Origin of the sequence: Pontibacter flavimaris, from assembly GCF_001907195.1 — a bacterium.
GTDB lineage: Bacteria > Bacteroidota > Bacteroidia > Cytophagales > Hymenobacteraceae > Pontibacter > Pontibacter flavimaris.
The window spans coordinates 169,532-189,494 of record NZ_LVWA01000004.1 but is presented as its reverse complement, the minus strand read 5'-3'; the positions used below and the strand labels follow the sequence as shown (position 1 = coordinate 189,494).

At 53.8% G+C, this 19,963-nt stretch carries 19 protein-coding genes; 15 read left to right on the top strand and 4 right to left on the bottom strand.

Going from position 1 to position 19,963, the window contains the following annotated elements; all coding sequences use genetic code 11:
• Positions 1-454: 454 nt before the first annotated feature.
• Positions 455-1,012: a porin family protein gene (locus A3841_RS05730; protein WP_073851367.1), complete on the bottom strand. Its 558-nt coding sequence runs from the start codon at positions 1,010-1,012 to the stop codon at positions 455-457.
• 150 nt (positions 1,013-1,162) lie between these two features.
• On the opposite strand from A3841_RS05730, the gene A3841_RS05725 reads away from it, so the two are divergent.
• From A3841_RS05725 to A3841_RS05700, 6 genes are all read left to right on the top strand, one after another.
• Positions 1,163-2,332, top strand: a complete 1,170-nt coding sequence (locus A3841_RS05725; RefSeq protein ID WP_073851366.1) for an AIR synthase related protein — start codon at positions 1,163-1,165, stop codon at positions 2,330-2,332.
• A gap of 264 nt (positions 2,333-2,596) precedes the next feature.
• Positions 2,597-3,277: an outer membrane beta-barrel protein gene (locus A3841_RS05720; RefSeq protein WP_073851863.1), complete on the top strand. Its 681-nt coding sequence runs from the start codon at positions 2,597-2,599 to the stop codon at positions 3,275-3,277.
• A gap of 36 nt (positions 3,278-3,313) precedes the next feature.
• Positions 3,314-4,021, top strand: coding sequence for an outer membrane beta-barrel protein (locus A3841_RS05715; protein ID WP_073851365.1), 708 nt, complete (start codon positions 3,314-3,316; stop codon positions 4,019-4,021).
• A 14-nt stretch (positions 4,022-4,035) separates the two neighbouring features.
• The gene (locus A3841_RS05710; RefSeq protein ID WP_139307897.1) at positions 4,036-4,227 is read left to right on the top strand and encodes a hypothetical protein; all 192 of its coding nucleotides are present in this window, start codon (positions 4,036-4,038) and stop codon (positions 4,225-4,227) included.
• A gap of 154 nt (positions 4,228-4,381) precedes the next feature.
• Entirely contained in the window at positions 4,382-4,633 is a 252-nt protein-coding gene (locus A3841_RS05705) for a hypothetical protein (protein ID WP_073851363.1), read from the top strand.
• Positions 4,634-4,699: 66 nt separating this feature from the next.
• A complete protein-coding gene (locus tag A3841_RS05700; protein WP_073851362.1) occupies positions 4,700-5,479 on the top strand; it encodes a DUF4476 domain-containing protein in 780 nt (259 codons plus the stop codon).
• 989 nt (positions 5,480-6,468) lie between these two features.
• Here the strand turns inward: A3841_RS05700 and A3841_RS05690 are convergent.
• Positions 6,469-6,969 (bottom strand): DUF4293 domain-containing protein, encoded by a 501-nt coding sequence (locus tag A3841_RS05690; RefSeq protein ID WP_073851360.1) that lies wholly within the window; start codon positions 6,967-6,969, stop codon positions 6,469-6,471.
• 66 nt (positions 6,970-7,035) lie between these two features.
• On the opposite strand from A3841_RS05690, the gene A3841_RS05685 reads away from it, so the two are divergent.
• The 7 genes from A3841_RS05685 (at position 7,036) to A3841_RS05655 (ending at position 14,944) form a co-directional block, all read left to right on the top strand.
• Positions 7,036-8,235 carry a thiolase family protein gene (locus tag A3841_RS05685; protein WP_073851359.1) on the top strand — a complete coding sequence of 400 codons (1,200 nt, stop codon included), beginning with the start codon at positions 7,036-7,038 and terminating at the stop codon, positions 8,233-8,235.
• A 212-nt stretch (positions 8,236-8,447) separates the two neighbouring features.
• Positions 8,448-8,843: a hypothetical protein gene (locus A3841_RS05680; protein ID WP_073851358.1), complete on the top strand. Its 396-nt coding sequence runs from the start codon at positions 8,448-8,450 to the stop codon at positions 8,841-8,843.
• A gap of 78 nt (positions 8,844-8,921) precedes the next feature.
• Entirely contained in the window at positions 8,922-9,668 is a 747-nt protein-coding gene (gene truA, locus A3841_RS05675; RefSeq protein ID WP_073851357.1) for a tRNA pseudouridine(38-40) synthase TruA, read from the top strand.
• 33 nt (positions 9,669-9,701) lie between these two features.
• Positions 9,702-11,009 carry a cystathionine gamma-synthase family protein gene (locus A3841_RS05670; protein ID WP_073851356.1) on the top strand — a complete coding sequence of 436 codons (1,308 nt, stop codon included), beginning with the start codon at positions 9,702-9,704 and terminating at the stop codon, positions 11,007-11,009.
• Between the two features lie 942 nt (positions 11,010-11,951).
• Positions 11,952-13,721 (top strand): ABC transporter ATP-binding protein, encoded by a 1,770-nt coding sequence (locus A3841_RS05665; RefSeq protein ID WP_073851355.1) that lies wholly within the window; start codon positions 11,952-11,954, stop codon positions 13,719-13,721.
• The gene (locus A3841_RS05660; RefSeq protein ID WP_073851354.1) at positions 13,721-14,242 is read left to right on the top strand and encodes a GyrI-like domain-containing protein; all 522 of its coding nucleotides are present in this window, start codon (positions 13,721-13,723) and stop codon (positions 14,240-14,242) included. Before A3841_RS05665 ends, A3841_RS05660 begins: the two co-directional genes overlap by 1 nt.
• Positions 14,243-14,332: 90 nt before the next feature.
• Positions 14,333-14,944 (top strand): TetR/AcrR family transcriptional regulator, encoded by a 612-nt coding sequence (locus tag A3841_RS05655; RefSeq protein ID WP_073851353.1) that lies wholly within the window; start codon positions 14,333-14,335, stop codon positions 14,942-14,944.
• A 25-nt stretch (positions 14,945-14,969) separates the two neighbouring features.
• Here the strand turns inward: A3841_RS05655 and A3841_RS05650 are convergent, their stop codons facing one another.
• Both A3841_RS05650 and A3841_RS05645 read right to left on the bottom strand, forming a co-directional pair.
• Complete coding sequence (locus A3841_RS05650) at positions 14,970-15,386, bottom strand: hypothetical protein (protein ID WP_073851352.1); 417 nt, start codon at positions 15,384-15,386, stop codon at positions 14,970-14,972.
• Positions 15,387-15,536: 150 nt separating this feature from the next.
• The gene (locus A3841_RS05645) at positions 15,537-17,318 is read right to left on the bottom strand and encodes an ABC transporter ATP-binding protein (protein ID WP_073851351.1); all 1,782 of its coding nucleotides are present in this window, start codon (positions 17,316-17,318) and stop codon (positions 15,537-15,539) included.
• 154 nt (positions 17,319-17,472) lie between these two features.
• Here A3841_RS05645 and A3841_RS05640 point away from each other — a divergent pair, with 154 nt between their 5' ends.
• Together A3841_RS05640 and nusB are read left to right on the top strand one after the other, a co-directional pair.
• Positions 17,473-18,573 (top strand): Glu/Leu/Phe/Val family dehydrogenase, encoded by a 1,101-nt coding sequence (locus A3841_RS05640; protein WP_073851350.1) that lies wholly within the window; start codon positions 17,473-17,475, stop codon positions 18,571-18,573.
• Positions 18,574-18,762: 189 nt separating this feature from the next.
• On the top strand, positions 18,763-19,935 hold the full coding sequence (nusB, locus tag A3841_RS05635; protein WP_073851349.1) for a transcription antitermination factor NusB: 1,173 nt from the start codon (positions 18,763-18,765) through the stop codon (positions 19,933-19,935).
• The last annotated feature ends 28 nt before the right edge of the window (positions 19,936-19,963 follow it).

Genomic DNA, 19,963 nt, shown 5'->3' with positions numbered 1-19,963 from the left:
CCTGCGTCGCAATACCTCACTCCGTTCGGTACCGGAAAAACTCGCATAGGCGCTCAACCCAAAGGCTGGGTATCAGTTCGATAGCCACTGCCTTGCTGTCATCTCGACCTTTGGGAGAGATCTCTCTAGAACTCCCGATAGATCTCTCGCCCTGCTCGAGATGACAGGTGAAGTATAGCAAGTACAGAATTCCCCTCCTTGGAGGGGTAGGGGTGGGTTTATACTTGTGCGGACAGGTCGCGGCCTGTCCGCGCAATACCAGCAGCTATAAGACTTATACTTCAGCCAAAGCAATTCCACATTCCCCTCCTTGGACTACCGAGAACGAGAGTTCGAAGGTAGCGAGCGCAGCTCTGAGGGGCAAGGGGTGGTTGGACCCAGCACTGCAAAAACTCCCTCCCCTGTTCTGGGGGTAGGGGCCCTCGATAAAAGGGGAGGGCTGGGGTGGGGTAAATCACCTTCCAAAAGTATACTTCAACCCAACCCCCAGCGTATTCATGCGGGAGTGGCCAAAGTATTCGAAGTTGTTGGTGTTGAGGCCGATGGCAGTAAAGCGGTAATCTAAAGAGATGGCCAGCGGCAGCCTCGGGAACGTATACTCTATGCCCACAGAGCCCAGCAGCACCGCGCCGACTTCCATGTCCTGCTTTTCGTTAAACCGGTCGCGGGTGCCGCCCACAGCGCCGATGCCCAGGCCGGCGTAAGGCCGCAGGCGGCTGGAGGTGAGCAGCTGCGGCTGCCACAGGTAGTGCAGCGAAGCTTGGTAGGCGCCTTGGTAATGCCATTGTCCCACCTGCAGCTCCAGCGCCGACTGCGGCCGTATAAAATGTTTCAGGCGGAGTTCGGTGTTAACGCCCGACGGCCCACCCCAGGTGGTGCGGAAACCGAGGGAGGTTCTGTAGGGCGCCACCGCACCGGGTCTGGAGGAGGGAGTGTCATCGGTTTGGGCCAGCGCAGGCGCAGCAAGGCAGGAGAGGGCACCCAGCAGCGGGAGCAGCAGTTTGGTTTTCATAGGTATAGTGCTTTATGGTGATACTTCTATATTATTGACCCCTGCCGTTACGCAACCGTTGCAACCCGTATCTTTTAAAGTATAAAAATGGCCACTGCTGTCGCGAATGCCGTTCCCTTTGTTAAATTTGTAGGCAAATCATCCTGAACTATGGAAAACAGATATTTGCGTCGCGGCGTATCCGCCTCTAAGGAGGATGTGCACAACGCCATCAAGAACATCGATAAAGGACTTTTCCCGAAAGCTTTCTGCAAGATTATCCCCGACGTGCTGACGGGAGACGAGGACTACTGCGCTATTATGCACGCCGACGGGGCCGGCACCAAGTCCGCGCTGGCTTATATGTACTGGAAAGAGACCGGCGACCTGAGCGTGTGGAAGGGCATTGCCCAGGATGCCGTAGTGATGAACACCGACGATTTGCTTTGCGTGGGCGCCACCGATAAGATCCTGCTCTCCTCCACCATCGGCCGGAACAAGAACCTGGTACCGGGCGAGGTAATTGCGGCCATCATAAACGGCACCGAGGAAGTGCTGCAGATGCTGCGCGACAACGGTGTGGGCATTTACAGCACCGGCGGCGAGACAGCCGACGTGGGTGACCTGGTGCGCACCATCATCGTGGACAGCACCGTAACGGCCCGCATGCGTCGCGACGAGGTGATCTCGAACCACACTATACAGCCCGGCGACGTGATCGTGGGCTTTGCCTCTTACGGGCAGGCTACCTACGAGACCGAGTATAACGGCGGCATGGGGAGCAACGGCCTCACCTCAGCCCGCCACGACGTGTTCCATAAGTACCTGGCCGCCTCTTACCCCGAGAGCTACGACCCCGAACTTCCCGCTGACCTGGTATATTCCGGCAACAAGCGCCTGACGGATGTAGACAAGGAGACAGGTATGGAGATAGGCAAACTGGTGCTCTCGCCAACGCGTACGTATGCGCCCATTGTGATGGAGATACTAAAAGCACACCGCCCGCACATACACGGCATGGTGCACTGCTCCGGTGGCGCCCAGACCAAGGTGCTACACTTCACTGAGAAAGTACACATTATAAAAGACAACCTGCTGCCGGTGCCGCCACTGTTCCGCATCATTCAGGAGCAGAGCCATACCGATTGGAAGGAGATGTACAAGGTCTTCAACATGGGCCACCGCCTGGAGATTTACCTGGCAGAGGAGCATGCCCAGGACCTGATTGCCATTTCGAAAAGCTTTGGCGTGGAAGCCCAGATCATCGGCCGCGTGGAGAAGAGCAAAACCAACGAGCTCACCATCCGGAGCAAGTACGGCGAGTTCTACTACGAAGGGTAATTTATACTTGACTTATACTTTGCAAGCGCCACAGGTACAGCACCTGTGGCGCTTCTTTTTTTCCGGGGCTGATGTGACAAATAGCTGGGGAAATGCCATTGCAAAAGCAGCTTTTGAGGCTATAGTGGCATTTTTTAAGTATAGCAGGATGGAAAACCGACTAAAATCAATGTGACAAAAGGAAGTAAAATCACCTTGTTTTTATAATTTAATATAGATATGTTTATAAGTATTAAGCATAATGTTCCTATTACCATAGCTCAAATGAAAACAAACTTACTTGCCCTTTTGCTGCTGCTTTCCCCGTTCGCTGTTGTGGCGCAGCAAACTTCTAACCCAGATTCTACAGAAAATAAATTCTTTGTCGGGATAGGGGTAAGCAACACGCCCTACCCGATCATGGGGGAGTTGAAGCATGAGTCCTTTAGTGCTATCATGCCGATTGTAAATGCTCATTTTGGGTATAGGCTAAACAAAAGAACAGCTGTACAAATGGGGGTGGGCTATGGAGCTGATGAAATAAACGGGCACGGGACAGGTTCTCTACGAGATGGTGTATTAGGAAAGTTCTATAAATATCAACGCATCCGGGGAGTAGTTACTCCCTTAACCTTGAAATGGACACCTTTTAACCCCTACAAGAGGCTGCAAGTATATGCCAACGCCTCGCTTGCTCCTGTATTTGGGCACATGAAAACAAGAGCCACAGAAACCTATGATGAGGATGTAGTGGTTTTGTATGATGAGAAATTCTATACGTTTGATTTGGTTGCCACGGCAGGCTTAACACTTAACTACAGGCTCAGCAAGCGGATAGATCTTTATGCTGATGGCATCCTGTTCTACAAGAACTTTTTCTTCGAACCGCGCTCAAGCAGTCTTTATGAAGGGAAATCAGCGGGCATAGGCCTCAACTACAACCTTAGCCTGAGGCGGGAGAAGTAAAAACAGCAGCAACCAAAGCCCAATTTTTAACTCATCATGAAAGCGTATATAGTATTTTTATATTTCGTATTTGGCTCTATAGTTGCAGTGGCCCGAGGCCTTTCAGAGGGAGTTTCTAATAAAAGCGGGCTTTACATAGGAGCCAACCTTACCACCGTTTCTTATCACATTTACTATGATGAGCCTGAAATTGAAAAGTATACAATTAAGTCAGGTTATTTTAATCCTTTTTTATTAAGCCTTGGCTATGAAATAAATGAGAGAGCAAGGGTACAAATTGGACTTGCCTATGGAGGAAGCAGAGACAGCTATGATTGGTACCTTGGGGATGCTGATACGCTGCTGTACAAGGACAAATCCCAAACCAGGGTTATTGCCATTCCTGTTACAGGTAAATTTGTGTTTTTCAACGCTAATAAGTGCTTCCCGATTTATGGTACTGCTACGGTAATGCCAGCATTTGGTACCACAGATATAAAGAGAACCGAGGTCCATAGGAATGAATCTGCCGGACATAGTATGCAGGTAAAGGGAACAGATGTTTTTGCCACAGCCGGTATTGGTCTTAACTATAAAATTAGCCATCGGTTTAATGGGTATTTAGAATATCTTTTCTTCAAAAAGAACTTGACAAGTCTAAACTCCCAACACCAAGATTGGAACCAGTTCGCCACCTTACCAAACCGTATCTATAGATCACTCGCATTTGGAATAGAATATAGCTTTGCTTCTAAACATGAATGATTAAGGATTGGCTCATGAAAACATTCTTTGTGTATCTTCTTCTGCCTGCCTCGTTTACTACAAAGGCCCAGCTACTAACTCCCAATGGCACTATAAAAGCCAAACAGCTTTATATTGGTGTTACGGCAACAACGATGGGCTATAATCTCAAGTATAAGCACGAGCCCAAAGGCGGCGATATCCATCGCACGGGGTACTGCATGTAGGCTATAAGCTAAGCCCCGGAACAAGGGTGCATGCGGGCTTTTCTTATGGTACTTGGTACTGCCAAAATAGACCACAGCTATGTTTATGTGGAGGCCGAGGATAGGCTGATTTATTATGATGAGGTGGCCCGCACCTATCTACAGCACTACACGGTTGCAGAAAACAACGCGCCGGGATGAGGTAACCACTGTTACTTACGATGAGAAAGCCTCCGGCTTCAATGCCTACCTCACAGGCGGATTTGGGATTGGGTATCCAATAACAAAAAGCTTGGACGCCTATTTTAACTACTACATGATCAGCCGGAGCATTAACGATGGGCTGAGGAGAAAAGATAAGTACCCCTATCCGGGCTCTTTAGCCATTGGCCTCAACTACAACCTTAGCCTGAAACGGGAGAAGTAAGCTACCTTAACCAAACTGGCACAGAAATTGGGATAGCGCAAGTATAAGCAAAAACATATACTTGCCATGAGAAAGCTTCTACTACCGATCCTGCTTGTGCTGCTGGCGCTGCCGGTATGGGCACAGGCCTCCATACTTGTTTTTACCGCCGAGCGCGGTGAGTCTTTCCAGGTGAAAGTAAACGGGCGCACCCTCAACCACACCGCCTCCAACTATGTGCGCATGAACGCGGTGCGTCCGGGCGAGCACTATATCGAACTTCGTGTGCGCAGCCGGCACGGCGTGTACAAAATGGGCCAGAAGGTATTTGTGCCGCACGGGGTAGAGGCAAGCTATGGCGTGCGCACCCTGGGCCGGAGCGGGAAGGCGCACCTCAAGCTCCTGAGCGAGGTGCCGCTGAGGCCGGTGGTCGTGGTGCCCGCCCCGCCATTGCCCCGCTACCCGGACCACCACCGCCACGACGCGTACTGCGGCCACGACCGCTACGATGACCGGTACGACGATAGGTATAAAGACGACCGCTACCGCGATGACTACAACGATGGCAACTGCCGCAACCTGCTCTCCGGCCGCGAACTGGAGCGCGCCATAGACGCCATCCGCAACCGCGATTTCGAGAGCACCAAACTAAGTATAGCCCGCGATGCGCTGCATGGCAACAGCATCATGGCCGACGACCTGAAGCGCCTGCTGCAGCAGTTCGACCACGAGAGCACCCGCGTAGAGTTCGCCAAGTACGCCTACGACTACCTCTGCGACCGCGACCGCTTCTATTACATCTACGACCTCTTCCGCCACGACAGCAGCGTGCGGGAACTGGAGGAGTATGCGAGAAGGAGAAGGTGAGGGGAGTTTAGGAGTTAGTGAATTTAAAATTTAGTATGAGATATGTTGGAGCGGCGCAGGTTATACTTGCGCCGCTCTTTTTTTGCCTAGCTCTTTGCTAAGAACAGGAGGAAAGTTCTATAGGGCCCGGTCCAACCACCCCTGCCATTCAGAGGTGCGGAAGTATACTTGCTATTTTTACTGTCATCCTGAAAGGATCTTGTGGGAAGAGAGGTGTAGCCGAAGCTACTGACTTTGATATCCAACCACCCCTGCCCCTCCTTGTCTAAGGAGGGGAGCCTGTAATTGCTTCAACCAAAGTATACGTTTCATTGCCACTGTTCTCGCGCGGACAGGTCGCGACCTGTCCCTACAAGTATACACCCACCCCTAGCCCCTTTGAGGAGGGAGATTCTGTATTTGCTATACTTTACTGTCATCCCGACCAGAGGAAGGGATCTATGTAGAATTCTAAAAAGATCTCTCATTTCATTCGAGATGACAGTTAGGGCAGAAGCTATCGAATCAGATCCCAGTCCTTGGGTGGGGGTGGGGGCCCTCGATAAAGAGCGCCTTGTAGATTTACGGTTTCGCTTTAGCGAAATTGCGGAGACCGTAAGGTCAAGCAAAGGAAATGTACACCGCGCGATGCCAAAGGACGAGCCCTCCCGGGCTGGAGGGAGCCAATTAGGAAATGCAACGATAGGTATGTGGGAACTATAGGATCAGCGGAAGCTAGTACGGATAGCTTGCCTCAAATAGCAGGAAGCGGTGGCTAGGGAAGTACAGCCAAAGTATAAAAAGACACGAAAGGCTAGGAAAGTATAACCGATGTACAGCTTAAGTATAAGAAGGCACAAGCGGACGCCCCGAAATGCTCCGGGACTTTCAGCTTGCGCCAGGGAAATATAAAGTATAGCCCAAGTATAAAAGGCACCTCTACGCATAAAATATAAAAGGCGGGTGCCGCCTAAACGACACCCGCCCCTCTGCTATACTTTACGCAGAACTTATCTCAGCCTATCCACCGACCGCACCAGGTTCTCGTCGCGGCGGATGAAGCGGTTGGCCAACGAGTTGAGTACCAGCGCCAGCAACGGCATGTAGAAACCCGCCTCGTACGTGCCTTTCTCGCCAGCCAAAACCAGGTCGGAGCCCACAAAGTAGGCGTAGTACAGCATCGCACCCAGTGTAGCCATAATGATCAGCGTGTTCAGCAGGCCGAGCTTCATCTGGTTCAGGCGGCTCTTGTACTGGAAGATCTCGTAAATGGCAATAACAGCGGCGGCAATGGCCAGCATGCCGATGGCAATGGTGCCCTGCTGCGGCACGTTCCCAGCCGCGCCCGGCGTTCCCTGCTCGGTCAGGAAGTATGATTTCAGGTTCCAGGCGGTTAGCACCACCTCCTCGCCGGTAGTGGGGTCGGTTTTAGACCACAACGGCAGAAACAGCATCGCGATCATGGCAATGGCCAGCAGGGCCAGAAATACGGTTTGAATTCTTTGTATCATGTGATGGTTAAATTATCTTGCAAAGAGCTGCAAAATTAGACAAAGACCTGTAAAACTAAAATTAAGATGCGCACTGCTTACATAGTTGATATACTTCGGACCCCTGTCGGCAAGTTTGGCGGCACCCTCAGCTCGGTACGACCCGATGACATGGCCGCGCTGGTGCTGAAAGAGATCGTGGCCCGCAACCCCAACCTGGACCCCGCACTGATCGAAGACGTGGTGATGGGCGCGGCAAACCAGGCAGGAGAGGACAACCGCAACGTGGCCCGCATGGCGCTGCTGCTGGCAGGGCTGCCACAGGAGATTGGCGGCGTTACCGTCAACCGCCTCTGCGCCTCCGGCCTGCAGGCCATTATCGATGCCAGCCGCGCCATTGCCAGCGGCGACGGCGACGTGTACCTGGCCGGCGGCGTGGAAAGTATGACGCGCGCCCCCTTCGTGATGGCCAAGGCCGAAGCAGCTTTCTCGCGCTCTGCTGAAATCTACGACACCACCATCGGCTGGCGCTTTACCAACCCGGCTTTGTCTAAGCTGCACTACCCGTTCGGAATGGGCGAGACAGCCGAGAATGTAGCGGAGCGCTACGGCATTTCACGTGAAACCCAGGATGCGTTTGCCCATAGCTCGCAGGTAAAGTATAAAGCTGCCGCTGAGGCCGGTAAGTTCAAAGATGAAATCGTGCCGGTGCACATCCCGCAGCGCAAAGGCGAGGACATTGTTTTCGACGCAGACGAACACCCGCGCCTTTCTTCTGTAGAGAAACTGAGCACACTAGCCCCAGCTTTCAAAAAAGGCGGCTCGGTAACGGCCGGTAACTCCTCGGGCATCAACGATGGCGCTGCCGTGTCTATTATCGTGAGCGAGGAGATGCTGAAACGCTACAACCTCACACCGATGGCGCGTGTGGTATCGGCGGCCGTGGCTGGTGTGGATCCGGCGCACATGGGCATGGGGCCGGTGCCGGCCACTCAAAAAGCCCTGAAGCGCGCCGGGCTAAGTATAAACGACATCGGCCTGGCCGAGATAAACGAGGCCTTTGCCGCGCAGGCTGTGCCGTGCGTGCAGCAACTGGAGATCAACCCGGAGATCGTGAACGTGAATGGAGGGTCCATTGCCATTGGGCATCCGCTGGGGGCCAGCGGCACCCGCATCTCCGCCACGCTGCTGCACGAAATGAAGCGCCGCGACAACGTAAAGTATGGCCTGGCCACCATGTGCGTGGGCGTAGGGCAGGGTGTGGCCGTGATCTATGAGAAAGTATAATCAAAACCCTTGCTCCGCATACTTTTATATTGACGAATCATACTTCACCAGGAGAAAAAGACAAGTATAAAATATTGCTAAAAGAGCCCGTTTCAGCTGTGGAACGGGCTCTTTTAATTTATGACATTGGGTTCAACAGCAACATGTAGTATGGCTATATAGTGTTTGGCACCTGCTTTGCATTAGGTGAGCTGAACCTAAGGAAGAAGCATATGAAAAAGTTACTGACGATTGCCTTCATGTTATCTTTTGTGTTTGCAGGACAGGCTGCGCTGGCCGATAGCCACGGGAATGGTAACGGTAAGGGGAAAGCAAAAGGCAAACCATCTTTTGTGGATGAAAAGCACCGCGCCCATGCGGAGTGGAAACGGGAGAAGGAGTACGAGAAAGAATATAAGAAGCGCATGAAGAAGCACGACGATGAGGATCGGGATGATGACAGATGGAACAGGCGCAGGGAGGAGGAAAGAAGAAGGGATGACGAGCGTTGGGAGCGAAGCCGTGAGGAGCAGCGCCGAAGTGAGGAGACCCGCCGCAGAACACGAAACCGCACGCTGGGCCAGGTGATTCTGGATGAGGCCGGCAGGGGCCGCACCACCTCAAACTAATAATTTACCTTCAGCTTTTGCTAAACAGATCCCCGCACATGCTCAAAGCGTGTGCGGGGATTTTTTATACCTTTGCACATGCGGTATTTTTTAGAGATAGCTTACGACGGAACCCGGTTTCATGGGTGGCAGGTGCAGCCCAATGCCCTGTCGGTGCAGGAGGTGTTGGAGGATAGTTTAACCAAGGTGCTGCGCGAGCCGATCAGCACCACTGGCAGCGGCCGCACCGACACGGGCGTGCATGCCAGCCAGCAGTTCGTGCACTTCGATGCACAGCAGCCCCTGGACCCGCAGCACGTGATCTACCGCCTCAACCGCCTTCTGCCGGACGATATCTCCGCCGTCAACTTATACCTGGTGCAGCCTGATGCGCATGCCCGCTACGATGCCTTCGCCCGCACCTACCACTACCACATCACGCTTCGTAAAAATCCATTTAAGCGCTACCATGCCTGGTACCACAGCCGTCCGCTGGATGTGGAAAAGATGAATGAGGCCGCCGCCATACTACTTAAGTACGAGGATTTTACTACCTTCAGCAAAGTAAAGGGCGACACCAAGCATTACCGTTGCCACATGTATGAGGCCGTGTGGCAGCAGGAGGGCGAGGAACTCCAATTTACCATCCGGGCTAACCGTTTCCTGCGCGGCATGGTGCGCCTGGTGGTAGGCACGCTGGTAGATGTAGGCCGCGGCAAGCTGACGGTGCCCGAGTTTGAGCAGATCGTGGCCAGTCAGGACAGGAGCCGGTCCAGCGGAGCAGCGCCATCGGAGGGTTTGTACCTGGCCAAAGTAGCGTATCCATCTGAACTATTTATACCTTAAAACTAATCAACCTTAACCCCTAACTAACCTACTATGCAACTGGAAGAGGACCATCTGGGTCCGCACCTGAACGGAAAGCACGTGCGGCCGGAAAGTTTAATGATGAGCTACGGGTATAACCCCGAGTGGTCGGAAATGGCCGTGAAAGCCCCGATTTACCAAACATCCACCTTTGTTTTTAAAAGTGCCGAAGAGGGCAAAGCGTTTTTTGAACTGGCATATGGCCTGCGCGAGAAGAACGCCGAAGAGCAGCTGGGCCTGATCTACAGCCGCCTCAACAACCCCGACCTGGAGATACTCGAAAACCGCCTCCGCTTCTGGGACGGTGCCGAGGAAGCCGCCGTGTTTGCCAGCGGCATGGCCGCCATCAGCACCACGCTGCTGGCCCTGCTCAAGCCCGGCGACGTGATCCTGCACAGCGAGCCCATTTACGGCGGCTCCGACTATTACATCAAGAACATCCTGCCCAAGTTCGGCATCCAAAGTATAGGCTTTCAGGCTTGTGCCACCCTGGAGGAAATTGCGCAGCAACTGGAGGAGAGCGGCGTAGCCGGTAAACTAGCCATGGTCTTTCTGGAGACGCCGGCGAACCCGACCAACCACCTGGTGGATATTGAGGAATGCGTGGCGCTGGCCCGGAAACATTCCACTGCTGATAAGAAAGTAGTGGTGGCCGTAGATAATACCTTCCTGGGCCCGGTGTTCTCGCATCCGCTTAAGCACGGCGCTGATTTAGTTTTATACTCTGCCACCAAGTATATCGGCGGTCACTCCGACCTGATTGCCGGCGCCTGTGCTGGTTCTTCCGCGCTGCTGAAGCAGGTGAAGGGCATGCGCACTTTCACCGGCTCCATGGCCAGCCCCTGGACCGGCTGGATGCTGATGCGCAGCCTGGAGACCCTGAAAATACGCATGGAGGCGCAAGCCCGTGGCGCAGAAGTCGTGGCCAATTACCTGAAGCAGCACCCGAAAGTGGAGAAGATCTACTACCTCGGCGATTTGCAGGACAACCCGCGCCAGCAGGCCATTTACCAGAAGCAGTGCACCGCTGCCGGCTCCATGATCTCGTTTGATATCAAAGGCGGCGAGAAAGAAGCGTTCAGGTTCCTAAACAGCCTGAAGCTGATCAAGCTGGCGGTAAGTTTGGGCGGCACCGAGTCGCTGGCCGAGCACCCCGCCTCTATGACCCACTCCGACATCTCCCCGACCGACCGCGCCAAAATGGGCATCGGGGAGGGAATGGTCCGCATCTCCGTAGGTGTGGAGCACCCGGAGGATATTATCTCTGACGTGGAACAGGCTTTGGCCAAAGTAGAAATAGCCGTAGAAGCCAAAGTATAAAGTATAGATTCTGAAGTATAGGAAGGCCGGAGCTACGAATAGCTCCGGCCTTTTTGTTTTTTACTGGAGTGGGGCCAACCACCCCTGCTGTGGTAACCCCTCCCCAACCCTCCCCTAAAAACAGGGGAGGGAGCTTCAGCAGCCGATTACATCCCCCTGCCCCCTTCCAAGGGGGACTTTTCCGCCATTGACTGGTGGACAAGTATAGGTTCCATAGCAAAGGCAATAGCTATCGAGGTTGATTCCAGTTTTTCTGTGAGGCGCCTATGCGAGTTTTTCCGGTGACGAGCGGCAGCGAGGCAGCCCGAGGAACGAGGGCAGGAAAATCTCCCAGCGCCGAGCGGGAAGGAGTTTACCCCGAAGCATTTCGGGGAGCCCTCTCGGGCTTGAGAGCACCAAAGCAGGAAATGCAACAGTAGATTTGTGGGAACTACAGGATCAGCGGTTGCTAGCAAGGATAGCTTGTGTTAGGTTAAAGGAAGCGGCGGCTATGGGATGTATAGTTCAAGTATAAAGTATGCCCTACGCGGATTAGGAAATCCGCAGCAGCTTTGGTTCCGGACAAGGATGTCCGGAACAGCAAGTATAAAAAGCATAATGTATAGCCAAAGTATAAAAAGGCACAAGCGGACGCTTGCGCCAGAAAAGAATAAAAGCATGGCCAATACAAGTATGGCTTTTCAAGCCAGCCAAGTCAGAGACCTGGCACCAACGTAGGATACAAGTCTGAAGACTTGCACCAGGGAAGGCAAGTATAGAGTTAAGTATAACCAACAAGTATAGGAATCAGCAGGCAACAATTAGCAATCAGCACCTATCCCTGCTTTATAAATCCTGAGAAACCTGCTCTAAAACCATTAACTTTACAATCGGTTAAACCATAGCCCCCGTACAGAGGAGACAGTGCAGTGGCAATAACCATACTCTAGCAGAAGCATACTTTTGGAAGATACACCTAAACAAACCGGTAAAGTATTCGACTCGGACGTGCTGAAGCGGCTTTTCACGTTTGTGAAGCCCTACATCAGGATCTTCTACTTTATCATATTCCTGACATTCGCGTCGGCCATCCTGGCGGCGGTGCGCCCCTTCCTGATTCAGTGGACCGTGGACAACGAGATCCTGAACAACGACTGGGAGGGCCTCAACCGCATGTTCGTGATCTTGGGCGTGCTGCTGGTGGTGCATGCCGTGGTGCAGTACCTGCATACCTACTTTGCCGGTTGGCTGGGCCAGCACGTGGTCCGCGACATCCGCGTGGTGCTCTACCGCCACATCCTCAACCTGCGCCTCAAGTTCTTCGACCGCACCCCGATCGGCACCCTGGTTACCCGCAACGTGTCGGATGTGGAAACGCTTTCGGACGTGTTCAGCGAGGGACTGGCCGCCATGATCGGCGACATCCTGCAGCTGGTGTTCATCCTGGGCTTCATGTTCTACATCGACTGGGAACTGGCCCTGGTGAGTTTGTCCACGTTCCCGCTCATGCTCATCAGTACCTACATCTTTAAGGAAAAGATAAAAGATACCTTCCAGGAGGTGCGTACGGCGGTGGCGCGGCTCAATTCTTTTGTGCAGGAGCATATCACGGGCATGAGCATCGTGCAGATCTTCACGAACGAGAAGCGCGAGATGGAGAAGTTCCAGGAAATCAACAAGGAGCATACCCGCGCCAACGTCCGCTCGGTTCTATACTACAGCGTCTATTTTCCAGTGGCCGAGATCATTGGCGCGGCGGGCCTGGGCCTGCTGGTGTGGTATGGCGCGTACGGGGTGATAGAGAACGAGATCACGCTGGGCACGCTGATGGCGTTTATACTGTACATCCAGATGTTCTTCCGCCCGATCCGCATGATCGCCGACCGCTTTAACACGCTGCAGCTGGGCGTGGTGAGCACCGAGCGCCTCATGCGCCTGCTCGATAGCAAAGAAATGATTCCGGACAGCGGTACCTATGCCCCGGAGAAGATAAAAGGCAATGTGCGCTTCGAGCATGTATGGTTTGCCTACAAAGATGAGGACTGGGTGCTGCGCGACCTCTCGTTTGACGTGAAGGCGGGCGAAACCGTGGCGTTTGTGGGCGCGACGGGGGCCGGTAAAACGTCCGTTATTAACCTGCTCAACCGCTTTTACGAGATCAACAAAGGGCATATTGTGGTGGATGGCCACGACCTGCAGGAGTATGACCTGAGCGTGCTGCGCCATCACATCGGCGTGGTGCTGCAGGATGTGTTCCTCTTCTCCGGCACCATCGCCGACAACATCAGCCTGGGCAACAAAAGTATAACCGAGGAGCAGATGTGGCACGCCGCCGATTTGGTGGGAGCCCGTAAGTTCATCGAGCGGCTGCCGGGCGGGCTGCACTACCAGGTAATGGAGCGCGGCGCCACTTTATCGGTGGGCCAGCGCCAGCTTATTTCCTTTGTGCGCGCCATGGTCTATAATCCGGAGATCATCATTCTCGACGAGGCCACTTCCAGCGTGGATTCCGAAACCGAAGAGCTGATACAATACGCCATCGACCAGCTCATGCACGGCCGCACTTCCATTGTCATCGCGCACCGCCTCAGCACCATCCAGAAAGCCGACAAAATCCTGGTGCTGGACCGCGGCGAGCTGAAGGAGATGGGCAACCACGAAGAGCTGCTGGAGCACAACGGCTATTACGCGCAGCTCTACCAGATGCAGTACAAGAACATGATCGACCAATAATGAACAAGAAGATTTTCTACACCCTGGCAGGCATTGTCACTGTTGTGCTGGTGTTTTATACTTTCCAGGGCGGATTTACCTCACCCGATGTTACCCTTACCACTTCTAAACCCATGTACGTGGCAGGTGTTTCGTTCGAGGGCTCCATGGAGGACGAGGCGATGGGGAAGGCGTTTCAGCGGGTATCGCAGGTGCTGCAGGAGAAGGCGCTGGAGGGGCACCCCGGCAACATCTACTACAACAACCCTGACAGGAGCGGCGACAGTATCCGCGCCTTCATCGGCATCATCATCCCCGATTCCACAGATAATCTACCCGAAGGCTATACTTTGCGCGCGGTGCCGGGCGGCCGCAAAGTGATCCGTGCCGAGGCAACGGCCAGCATCGCCCTGCTGCCCAAGAAGCTCTACGCCGCCGTGTTCGACTACGCCAAGGAGGAGAAGCTGCAGCTGGAGGAGTTCTACGTGGAGTGGTTCCCGGAGGAGGATAAGGGTGTGCTGGAGGTGCCGGTAAAGGAGTAGCGGCATACTTGCACATATAGATTTATACTATACCTTTGGGAAGAGCGGGTTTATACTTTCCATCCTTTCTGAAACTACAGCAATCATACTTTGGGCAAGAAGGCAGAGGCTAAAAAAGAGCTGATCTTAGAGGCAGCCAAGAGCGTGTTCGGCAGGCTGGGCTACAGCAAGGCCACTCTCGACGATATCGCCGCGGCCATCGGCATGAAAAAGCCCTCGCTCTACTACTACTACAAAAGCAAGGAGCTGCTCTACATCGAGGCCTTCTCGCAGGAGTGGAAGGCCCGCCTCTCGCACATCAAGCAGCTGGCCGAGCATGAACCTAACCCCCACAAGCGCCTGCTGTTATACATCCAGTCCTCGCTGCGCTACTACCAGGAGATCGTCTCGGAGCATACCATCTCTATCAAAGTGCTGATCGAGACGCGCGCCATGTTTCAGGAGCTGTTCCGCGAGTCCAGGGGCAAGGAGACGAACTACTACGCCAACGTGATCAAGGAAGGGATGGCCAAAGGTATTTTTGTGCCCTGCGAGGCCGAGCGGGTAGGCTATTCCATGATGACGGTGAAGGACCTGATCCAGTTTGAGGAGTTCCAGCGCGCCGATTTCCACCAGCTCCCTTCCATCGACTTCGAGAAGATCGAGCGGGACGTGCTTTACACCATCAACCTGATACTTAACGGCATCGCGGTGCGGGAGTAAAGTATAACCTATAAAAAAAGCGGCACTATTGCTGTGCCGCCCGCAGTTGATCCAGTTTCGCCATCAGGGCATCAATATCCGGCTTATGGCCTTTGGCCACCTCGGCAGCGTCAAGCTCTATGAGCATGTTCTTCATCTGCTGCAGGTAAGCGGCCTTGTCTTTCTTCAGGCAGTCCTTTTTGTTCGGCTCATGGCATTGGCCATCCGCATCCATGGGCTTAAACATGCTGCCCTCCCCGTAGATGAGCCACTGCGGGTTCAGGTCATCAAAATGCTTCACAATGGACACCAGCTCATCCAGCACAATGTTGCGGCCGTGGATAATGTTGTTCAGGGTTTCCGCGTCGCTGCCGGTTATGGAAGTCAGGTCCTCCATTTCCAGTTCTCTCAGGTTGGTGTAGAACCTGAACCGTTTTCCAATTTGCTGTAAGTCGATGGCCATATGCAGTGCGTTTAGTGGGTGAAAAGATGATAGTAATTTTGCTATACGTAAGCATAACAGATTTCGCGCTAAAAAAATCCCACAAGCTATGTTTGCAAAGCATAAGTAACCCGAAGTACGGCCAATGGCACCCGGGAGCCGGTAAACGAACTACACGTCCTCCTGCTGCAGCTGCCTTTCGTAGAGCTGCTTGTAGAGCCCGTCCTGGGTGATGAGCTCCTCGTGCGTGCCGTGCTGCACGATCTCCCCGTCGTCCAGCACCAGGATACGGTCTGCCAGCTTCACCGACGATACCCGGTGCGAGATGATGATGCTGGTGCGGTTCTGCATGATGCGGCGCAGGCTGTTGAGGATGGCGTTCTCCGTCTTGGTGTCCACGGCCGAGAGCGAGTCGTCGAGGATCAGGATGCTGGGCTCCCGCACCAGCGCGCGTGCAATAGACACGCGTTGCTTCTGTCCGCCCGAGAGGGTAATGCCGCGCTCGCCCAGCTTGGTGTTAAAGCCCTCCGGGAAGCGGGCGATATTCTCATACACGTCCGCGTCTTTGGCGGCCTGCACCATCTGTTCCTCGGTTATACTTGGCAGGCCAAACCCGATGTTGTTGCGGATGGAGTCGGAGAACAGGAACACGTCCTGCGGCACGTAGCCGATCTGGCCGCGCAGGTTGTCGAGGTTATAGTCGCGCACGTCTACGCCGTCAATAAGTATACGGCCGCCCGTTACGTCATACATGCGCGGCAGCAGGTTGGCGATGGTGCTCTTGCCCGAGCCGGTGTTGCCGATCACGGCCAGCGTCTCGCCGTGCCTGATATCGAACGAAACCCCTTTCAGCGCATGGATGCCGGTATCCGGGTACACAAAGTCCACGTGCTCAAACCGGATATCGCCCATGATCTCCTTGCTGATGTCCTGGCGGGAAACGATGTCGTTTTTGGTGTTGAGGAACTCGTTGATGCGCTCCTGCGAGGCGGCGGCGCGCTGCACCAGGCTGGCCGTCCAGCCCAGCGAGGTAACCGGCCAGGTGAGCATGTTCACGTAGATGATGAATTCGGCGATGTTGCCCGTGGTGATGCTGCCGTTGATCACCTCCTGGCCGCCGATGTAAATGGTGATGATCGTGCTCAGGCCCACCAGAAACAGCACCAGCGGGAAAAACAGCGAGTTCACAAAGTTCAGCTCCAGCGACTTGTCCTTGTAGGTGTTGCTGGCCGTGGTGAAGTTGTTGTGCGAGTCCTCCTCCCGCACAAAGGACTTGATAACCCGGATGCCCGAAAAGGCCTCCTGCACAAAGGTGGTGATGCCCGAGAGGCTGCGCTGTATCTCGTCGGACTTGCGCTGGATGATGTTGTTGACGTAGTAAATGCTGACGGCAAGTATGGGCAGCGGGATCAGCGTATACATGGTCAGCTTCACGTTCACCGACAGCATGTAGGGGATCACCATCAGGAAAAGGACCACCAGGTTGATGCCATACATGATGGCCGGCCCCAGGTACATGCGCACGCGGCTCACGTCCTCGGAGATGCGCGCCATCAGGTCGCCGGTGTTGTTCTTGCGGTAAAAACTCAGCGGCAGGCTCTGGTAGTGCGCGTAAATCTCGTTCTTGAGGTCGTTCTCTATCAAACGGCTCATCACGATGATGGTCTGGCGCACAAAGAAAAGGAACACGCCGCGCAGCAGCGCCATTAAAAGTATGATGACGCCGTAGACAAGTATACTTCGGGAGAAGATATCGTACACCAGCTCCTGCTGCGCCATGCCGCCAAAGAGGCCGTGCAGGTTAATGCCCTCTTTTATCAGGTTAAAGGCGTAGCGCACCACCTGCGCCGGCAGAATCTGGAAGAAGTTGGAGATGATGATGAAAACCAGCCCCAGCAGCAGCCTGTGCTTATACTTGAGGAGGTATTTATTTAAATATCGTAACGATTTCACAGTCAGAACTTGAAGCCTTTTGCGCTTTTACGCAGAGATAGCCCGCGCAAATTGAAATAACCAAAAAAAGATTTAATTTTGCAGCGCGAAACGGTGAGGGCGATCTTTTGCCTCCCCCTTCACAAAGATAGAAAACCCCTAATCAAAACTATCAATGGTGGAATTAAAAGAAGTTGAAGTGAAAAGAGACAAATCAGTCTTTGATCAGATATCAGAGCACAACCACGAGAAGGTTGTTTTCTGCCACGACAAGGAGACTGGTTTGAAAGCTATCATCGGCATACACAACACCGTGCTTGGCCCGGCGCTGGGTGGTACCCGCATGTGGTCTTACGCTTCGGAGGCCGAGGCGCTGGACGACGTGCTGCGTCTTTCCAGAGGCATGACCTACAAGGCGGCCATCTCAGGCCTGAACCTGGGTGGCGGCAAGGCCGTGATCATCGGCGACGCCAAGAAAGACAAGAGCGAGGCGTTTATGCGCCGGTACGGCCGCTTTGTGAAGAACCTGAACGGCGCCTACATCACCGCTGAGGACGTGGGCACCACGACCAAGGATATGGAGTACATCCGCATGGAGACGGAGCACGTGGCTGGCCTGCCTGAGTCTATGGGCGGTAGCGGCGACCCTTCTCCGGTAACGGCTTACGGCACGTACATGGGCATGAAGGCTGCCGCTAAAAAGGCATTCGGCTCCGATTCGCTGGAAGGCAAGAAGATCTCTGTGCAGGGTGTTGGCCACGTGGGTGGCTACCTGGTGGAGCTGCTGGCCAAGGAGAACGCCCAGATCTTCATCACCGACATTTACGAAGACCGCCTGCGCGAGGTGTCTGAGAAGTATGGCGCCAAAGTGGTGGGCATGGATGAGATCTACGACCTGGACGTGGACATCTACTCTCCGTGCGCCCTGGGCGGCACAGTGAACAACGATACCCTCAGCCGCCTGAAGTGCCAGGTGATTGCCGGCTCGGCCAACAACCAGCTGCGCGACGAGCTGGTGCACGGCCCTGCGCTGGTTGAGAAGGGCATCTTCTACGCCCCGGACTTCCTGATCAATGCCGGCGGCGTGATCAACGTGTACTCTGAGCTGATCGGCTACAACCGCGAGAGCGCCTATGCCCAGACAGAGCGTATCTACGGCTATACCCTGGATATCTTTGAGCTTGCCGAGAAAGAGGGCATCCATACCCAGGCTGCCGCTATGCAAATGGCCAAGAAGCGCATCGAGAGCATCGGCAAGGTGCATTCCACTTACTAAGTATACAGGTTCTGTACCGATACCGTTAAAGTCAAAAGTGCTGCATTAACCTGTGGCACTTTTGCTTTACATCCCCAAACTGCGGAACTATCGCCTGCCTTCTCCGCTTTTAAGTAGCAGGAAAAACGATTTACCGGGCCACCGGCCTAAATTATACTTTACCCAACACACGCTCTTTAAAATAAGATTATGCTCAACCGCAGAACATTACGAATTAAGGCGATGCAGGCGATCTATGCCTATCAGCAGGCCGTAAGTTCAGACTATCTGCTGGCCTTAGACCAGATAAACGAGGACTTCGCGCCCGATTTGAACTCCATGGAGGTGCAGGACCGAAAGCTGCTCGAGGGCAGAAAGCAAATGGCCACGCTGATGTTCAAGGAATGGTACGAGAAGCAGGAGTTCGATGCCGAAGGCGCCGACAAAGATGCCATTGACGCGGTGAACAGAGCGATCGTGTTCTACAAAAATGCCACCAAGAAGGACCTCCGGTACTACGGCAACCAGATGCTGAGCGCCGTGGAGCGCATCTACGACCACTACCTGGGCACGCTGCAGATACTGCAGGTGGTGGTGAGCCTGATAGAGGAGGAGGAAGAGAAAAAAGCCAACCGCTTTACCGCCTCCGAGGGCCCCGATACCACCGCCTTCCTGCGCAATGTTGTGGTGCAGCGCCTGCTACAGAGCAAGTCCTACCAGGACAGCATCATCCGCCGCAACATCAGTTGGGGCTCCGACATCAGCGAGATCCGCGCCGTTTACAAGAACATCCTGAAGAAGGACGAGGTGTTCCTGAGCTACGTCAGCCAGCCTGCCCATACCCTGGAAGAGGACGCTGAAGTGGTGAAACATATTTTTAAAAACATTATCTTTAAAGAAAAAAACTTACAATCTTTGTTTGAGGAGCAGGACTTGAACTGGGTGGAGAACAAGTCGATTGTACGAAGCCTGGTAAACAAAACCGTCAAGATTTTTGCCGAGGAGGCCGAGGAGGAAAAGCAACTGCTGGACCTGTCGGCCAACTGGGAGGATGACAGAGCCTTCTTCGAGGATTTATACTTTCAGACGGTAGAGCAGGACGAGAAGTATGAGGCCATGATCGCGGCCAGCGTAAAGAACTGGGACGTGGAGCGCGTGGCCCTGCTCGACAAGATCATCCTGAAGATGGCCCTCAGCGAGATGTACATCTTCCGCAGCATACCGGTAAAGGTAACCATCAACGAGTACATCGAGATTTCCAAGTTGTACAGCACCCCCAAGAGCAAGCAGTTTATCAACGGTGTGCTGGATAAGATGGCACAGGAACTGACGGCAAAAGGCGATATTCGCAAATCCGGCCGCGGCTTGATAGACAACAAGTAGGCCTGGTCCGGCAAAGGCGGCCTTTACG

Coding starts and splice junctions, on each gene's coding strand:
- A3841_RS05730 (WP_073851367.1), bottom strand. CDS start 1,012: ATGAAAACCAAACTGCTGCTCCCGCTGCTGGGTGCCCTCTCCTGCCTT.
- A3841_RS05725 (WP_073851366.1), top strand. CDS start 1,163: ATGGAAAACAGATATTTGCGTCGCGGCGTATCCGCCTCTAAGGAGGAT.
- A3841_RS05720 (WP_073851863.1), top strand. CDS start 2,597: ATGAAAACAAACTTACTTGCCCTTTTGCTGCTGCTTTCCCCGTTCGCT.
- A3841_RS05715 (WP_073851365.1), top strand. CDS start 3,314: ATGAAAGCGTATATAGTATTTTTATATTTCGTATTTGGCTCTATAGTT.
- A3841_RS05710 (WP_139307897.1), top strand. CDS start 4,036: ATGAAAACATTCTTTGTGTATCTTCTTCTGCCTGCCTCGTTTACTACA.
- A3841_RS05700 (WP_073851362.1), top strand. CDS start 4,700: ATGAGAAAGCTTCTACTACCGATCCTGCTTGTGCTGCTGGCGCTGCCG.
- A3841_RS05690 (WP_073851360.1), bottom strand. CDS start 6,969: ATGATACAAAGAATTCAAACCGTATTTCTGGCCCTGCTGGCCATTGCC.
- A3841_RS05685 (WP_073851359.1), top strand. CDS start 7,036: ATGCGCACTGCTTACATAGTTGATATACTTCGGACCCCTGTCGGCAAG.
- A3841_RS05680 (WP_073851358.1), top strand. CDS start 8,448: ATGAAAAAGTTACTGACGATTGCCTTCATGTTATCTTTTGTGTTTGCA.
- truA (WP_073851357.1), top strand. CDS start 8,922: ATGCGGTATTTTTTAGAGATAGCTTACGACGGAACCCGGTTTCATGGG.
- A3841_RS05670 (WP_073851356.1), top strand. CDS start 9,702: ATGCAACTGGAAGAGGACCATCTGGGTCCGCACCTGAACGGAAAGCAC.
- A3841_RS05660 (WP_073851354.1), top strand. CDS start 13,721: ATGAACAAGAAGATTTTCTACACCCTGGCAGGCATTGTCACTGTTGTG.
- A3841_RS05650 (WP_073851352.1), bottom strand. CDS start 15,386: ATGGCCATCGACTTACAGCAAATTGGAAAACGGTTCAGGTTCTACACC.
- A3841_RS05640 (WP_073851350.1), top strand. CDS start 17,473: ATGGTGGAATTAAAAGAAGTTGAAGTGAAAAGAGACAAATCAGTCTTT.
- nusB (WP_073851349.1), top strand. CDS start 18,763: ATGCTCAACCGCAGAACATTACGAATTAAGGCGATGCAGGCGATCTAT.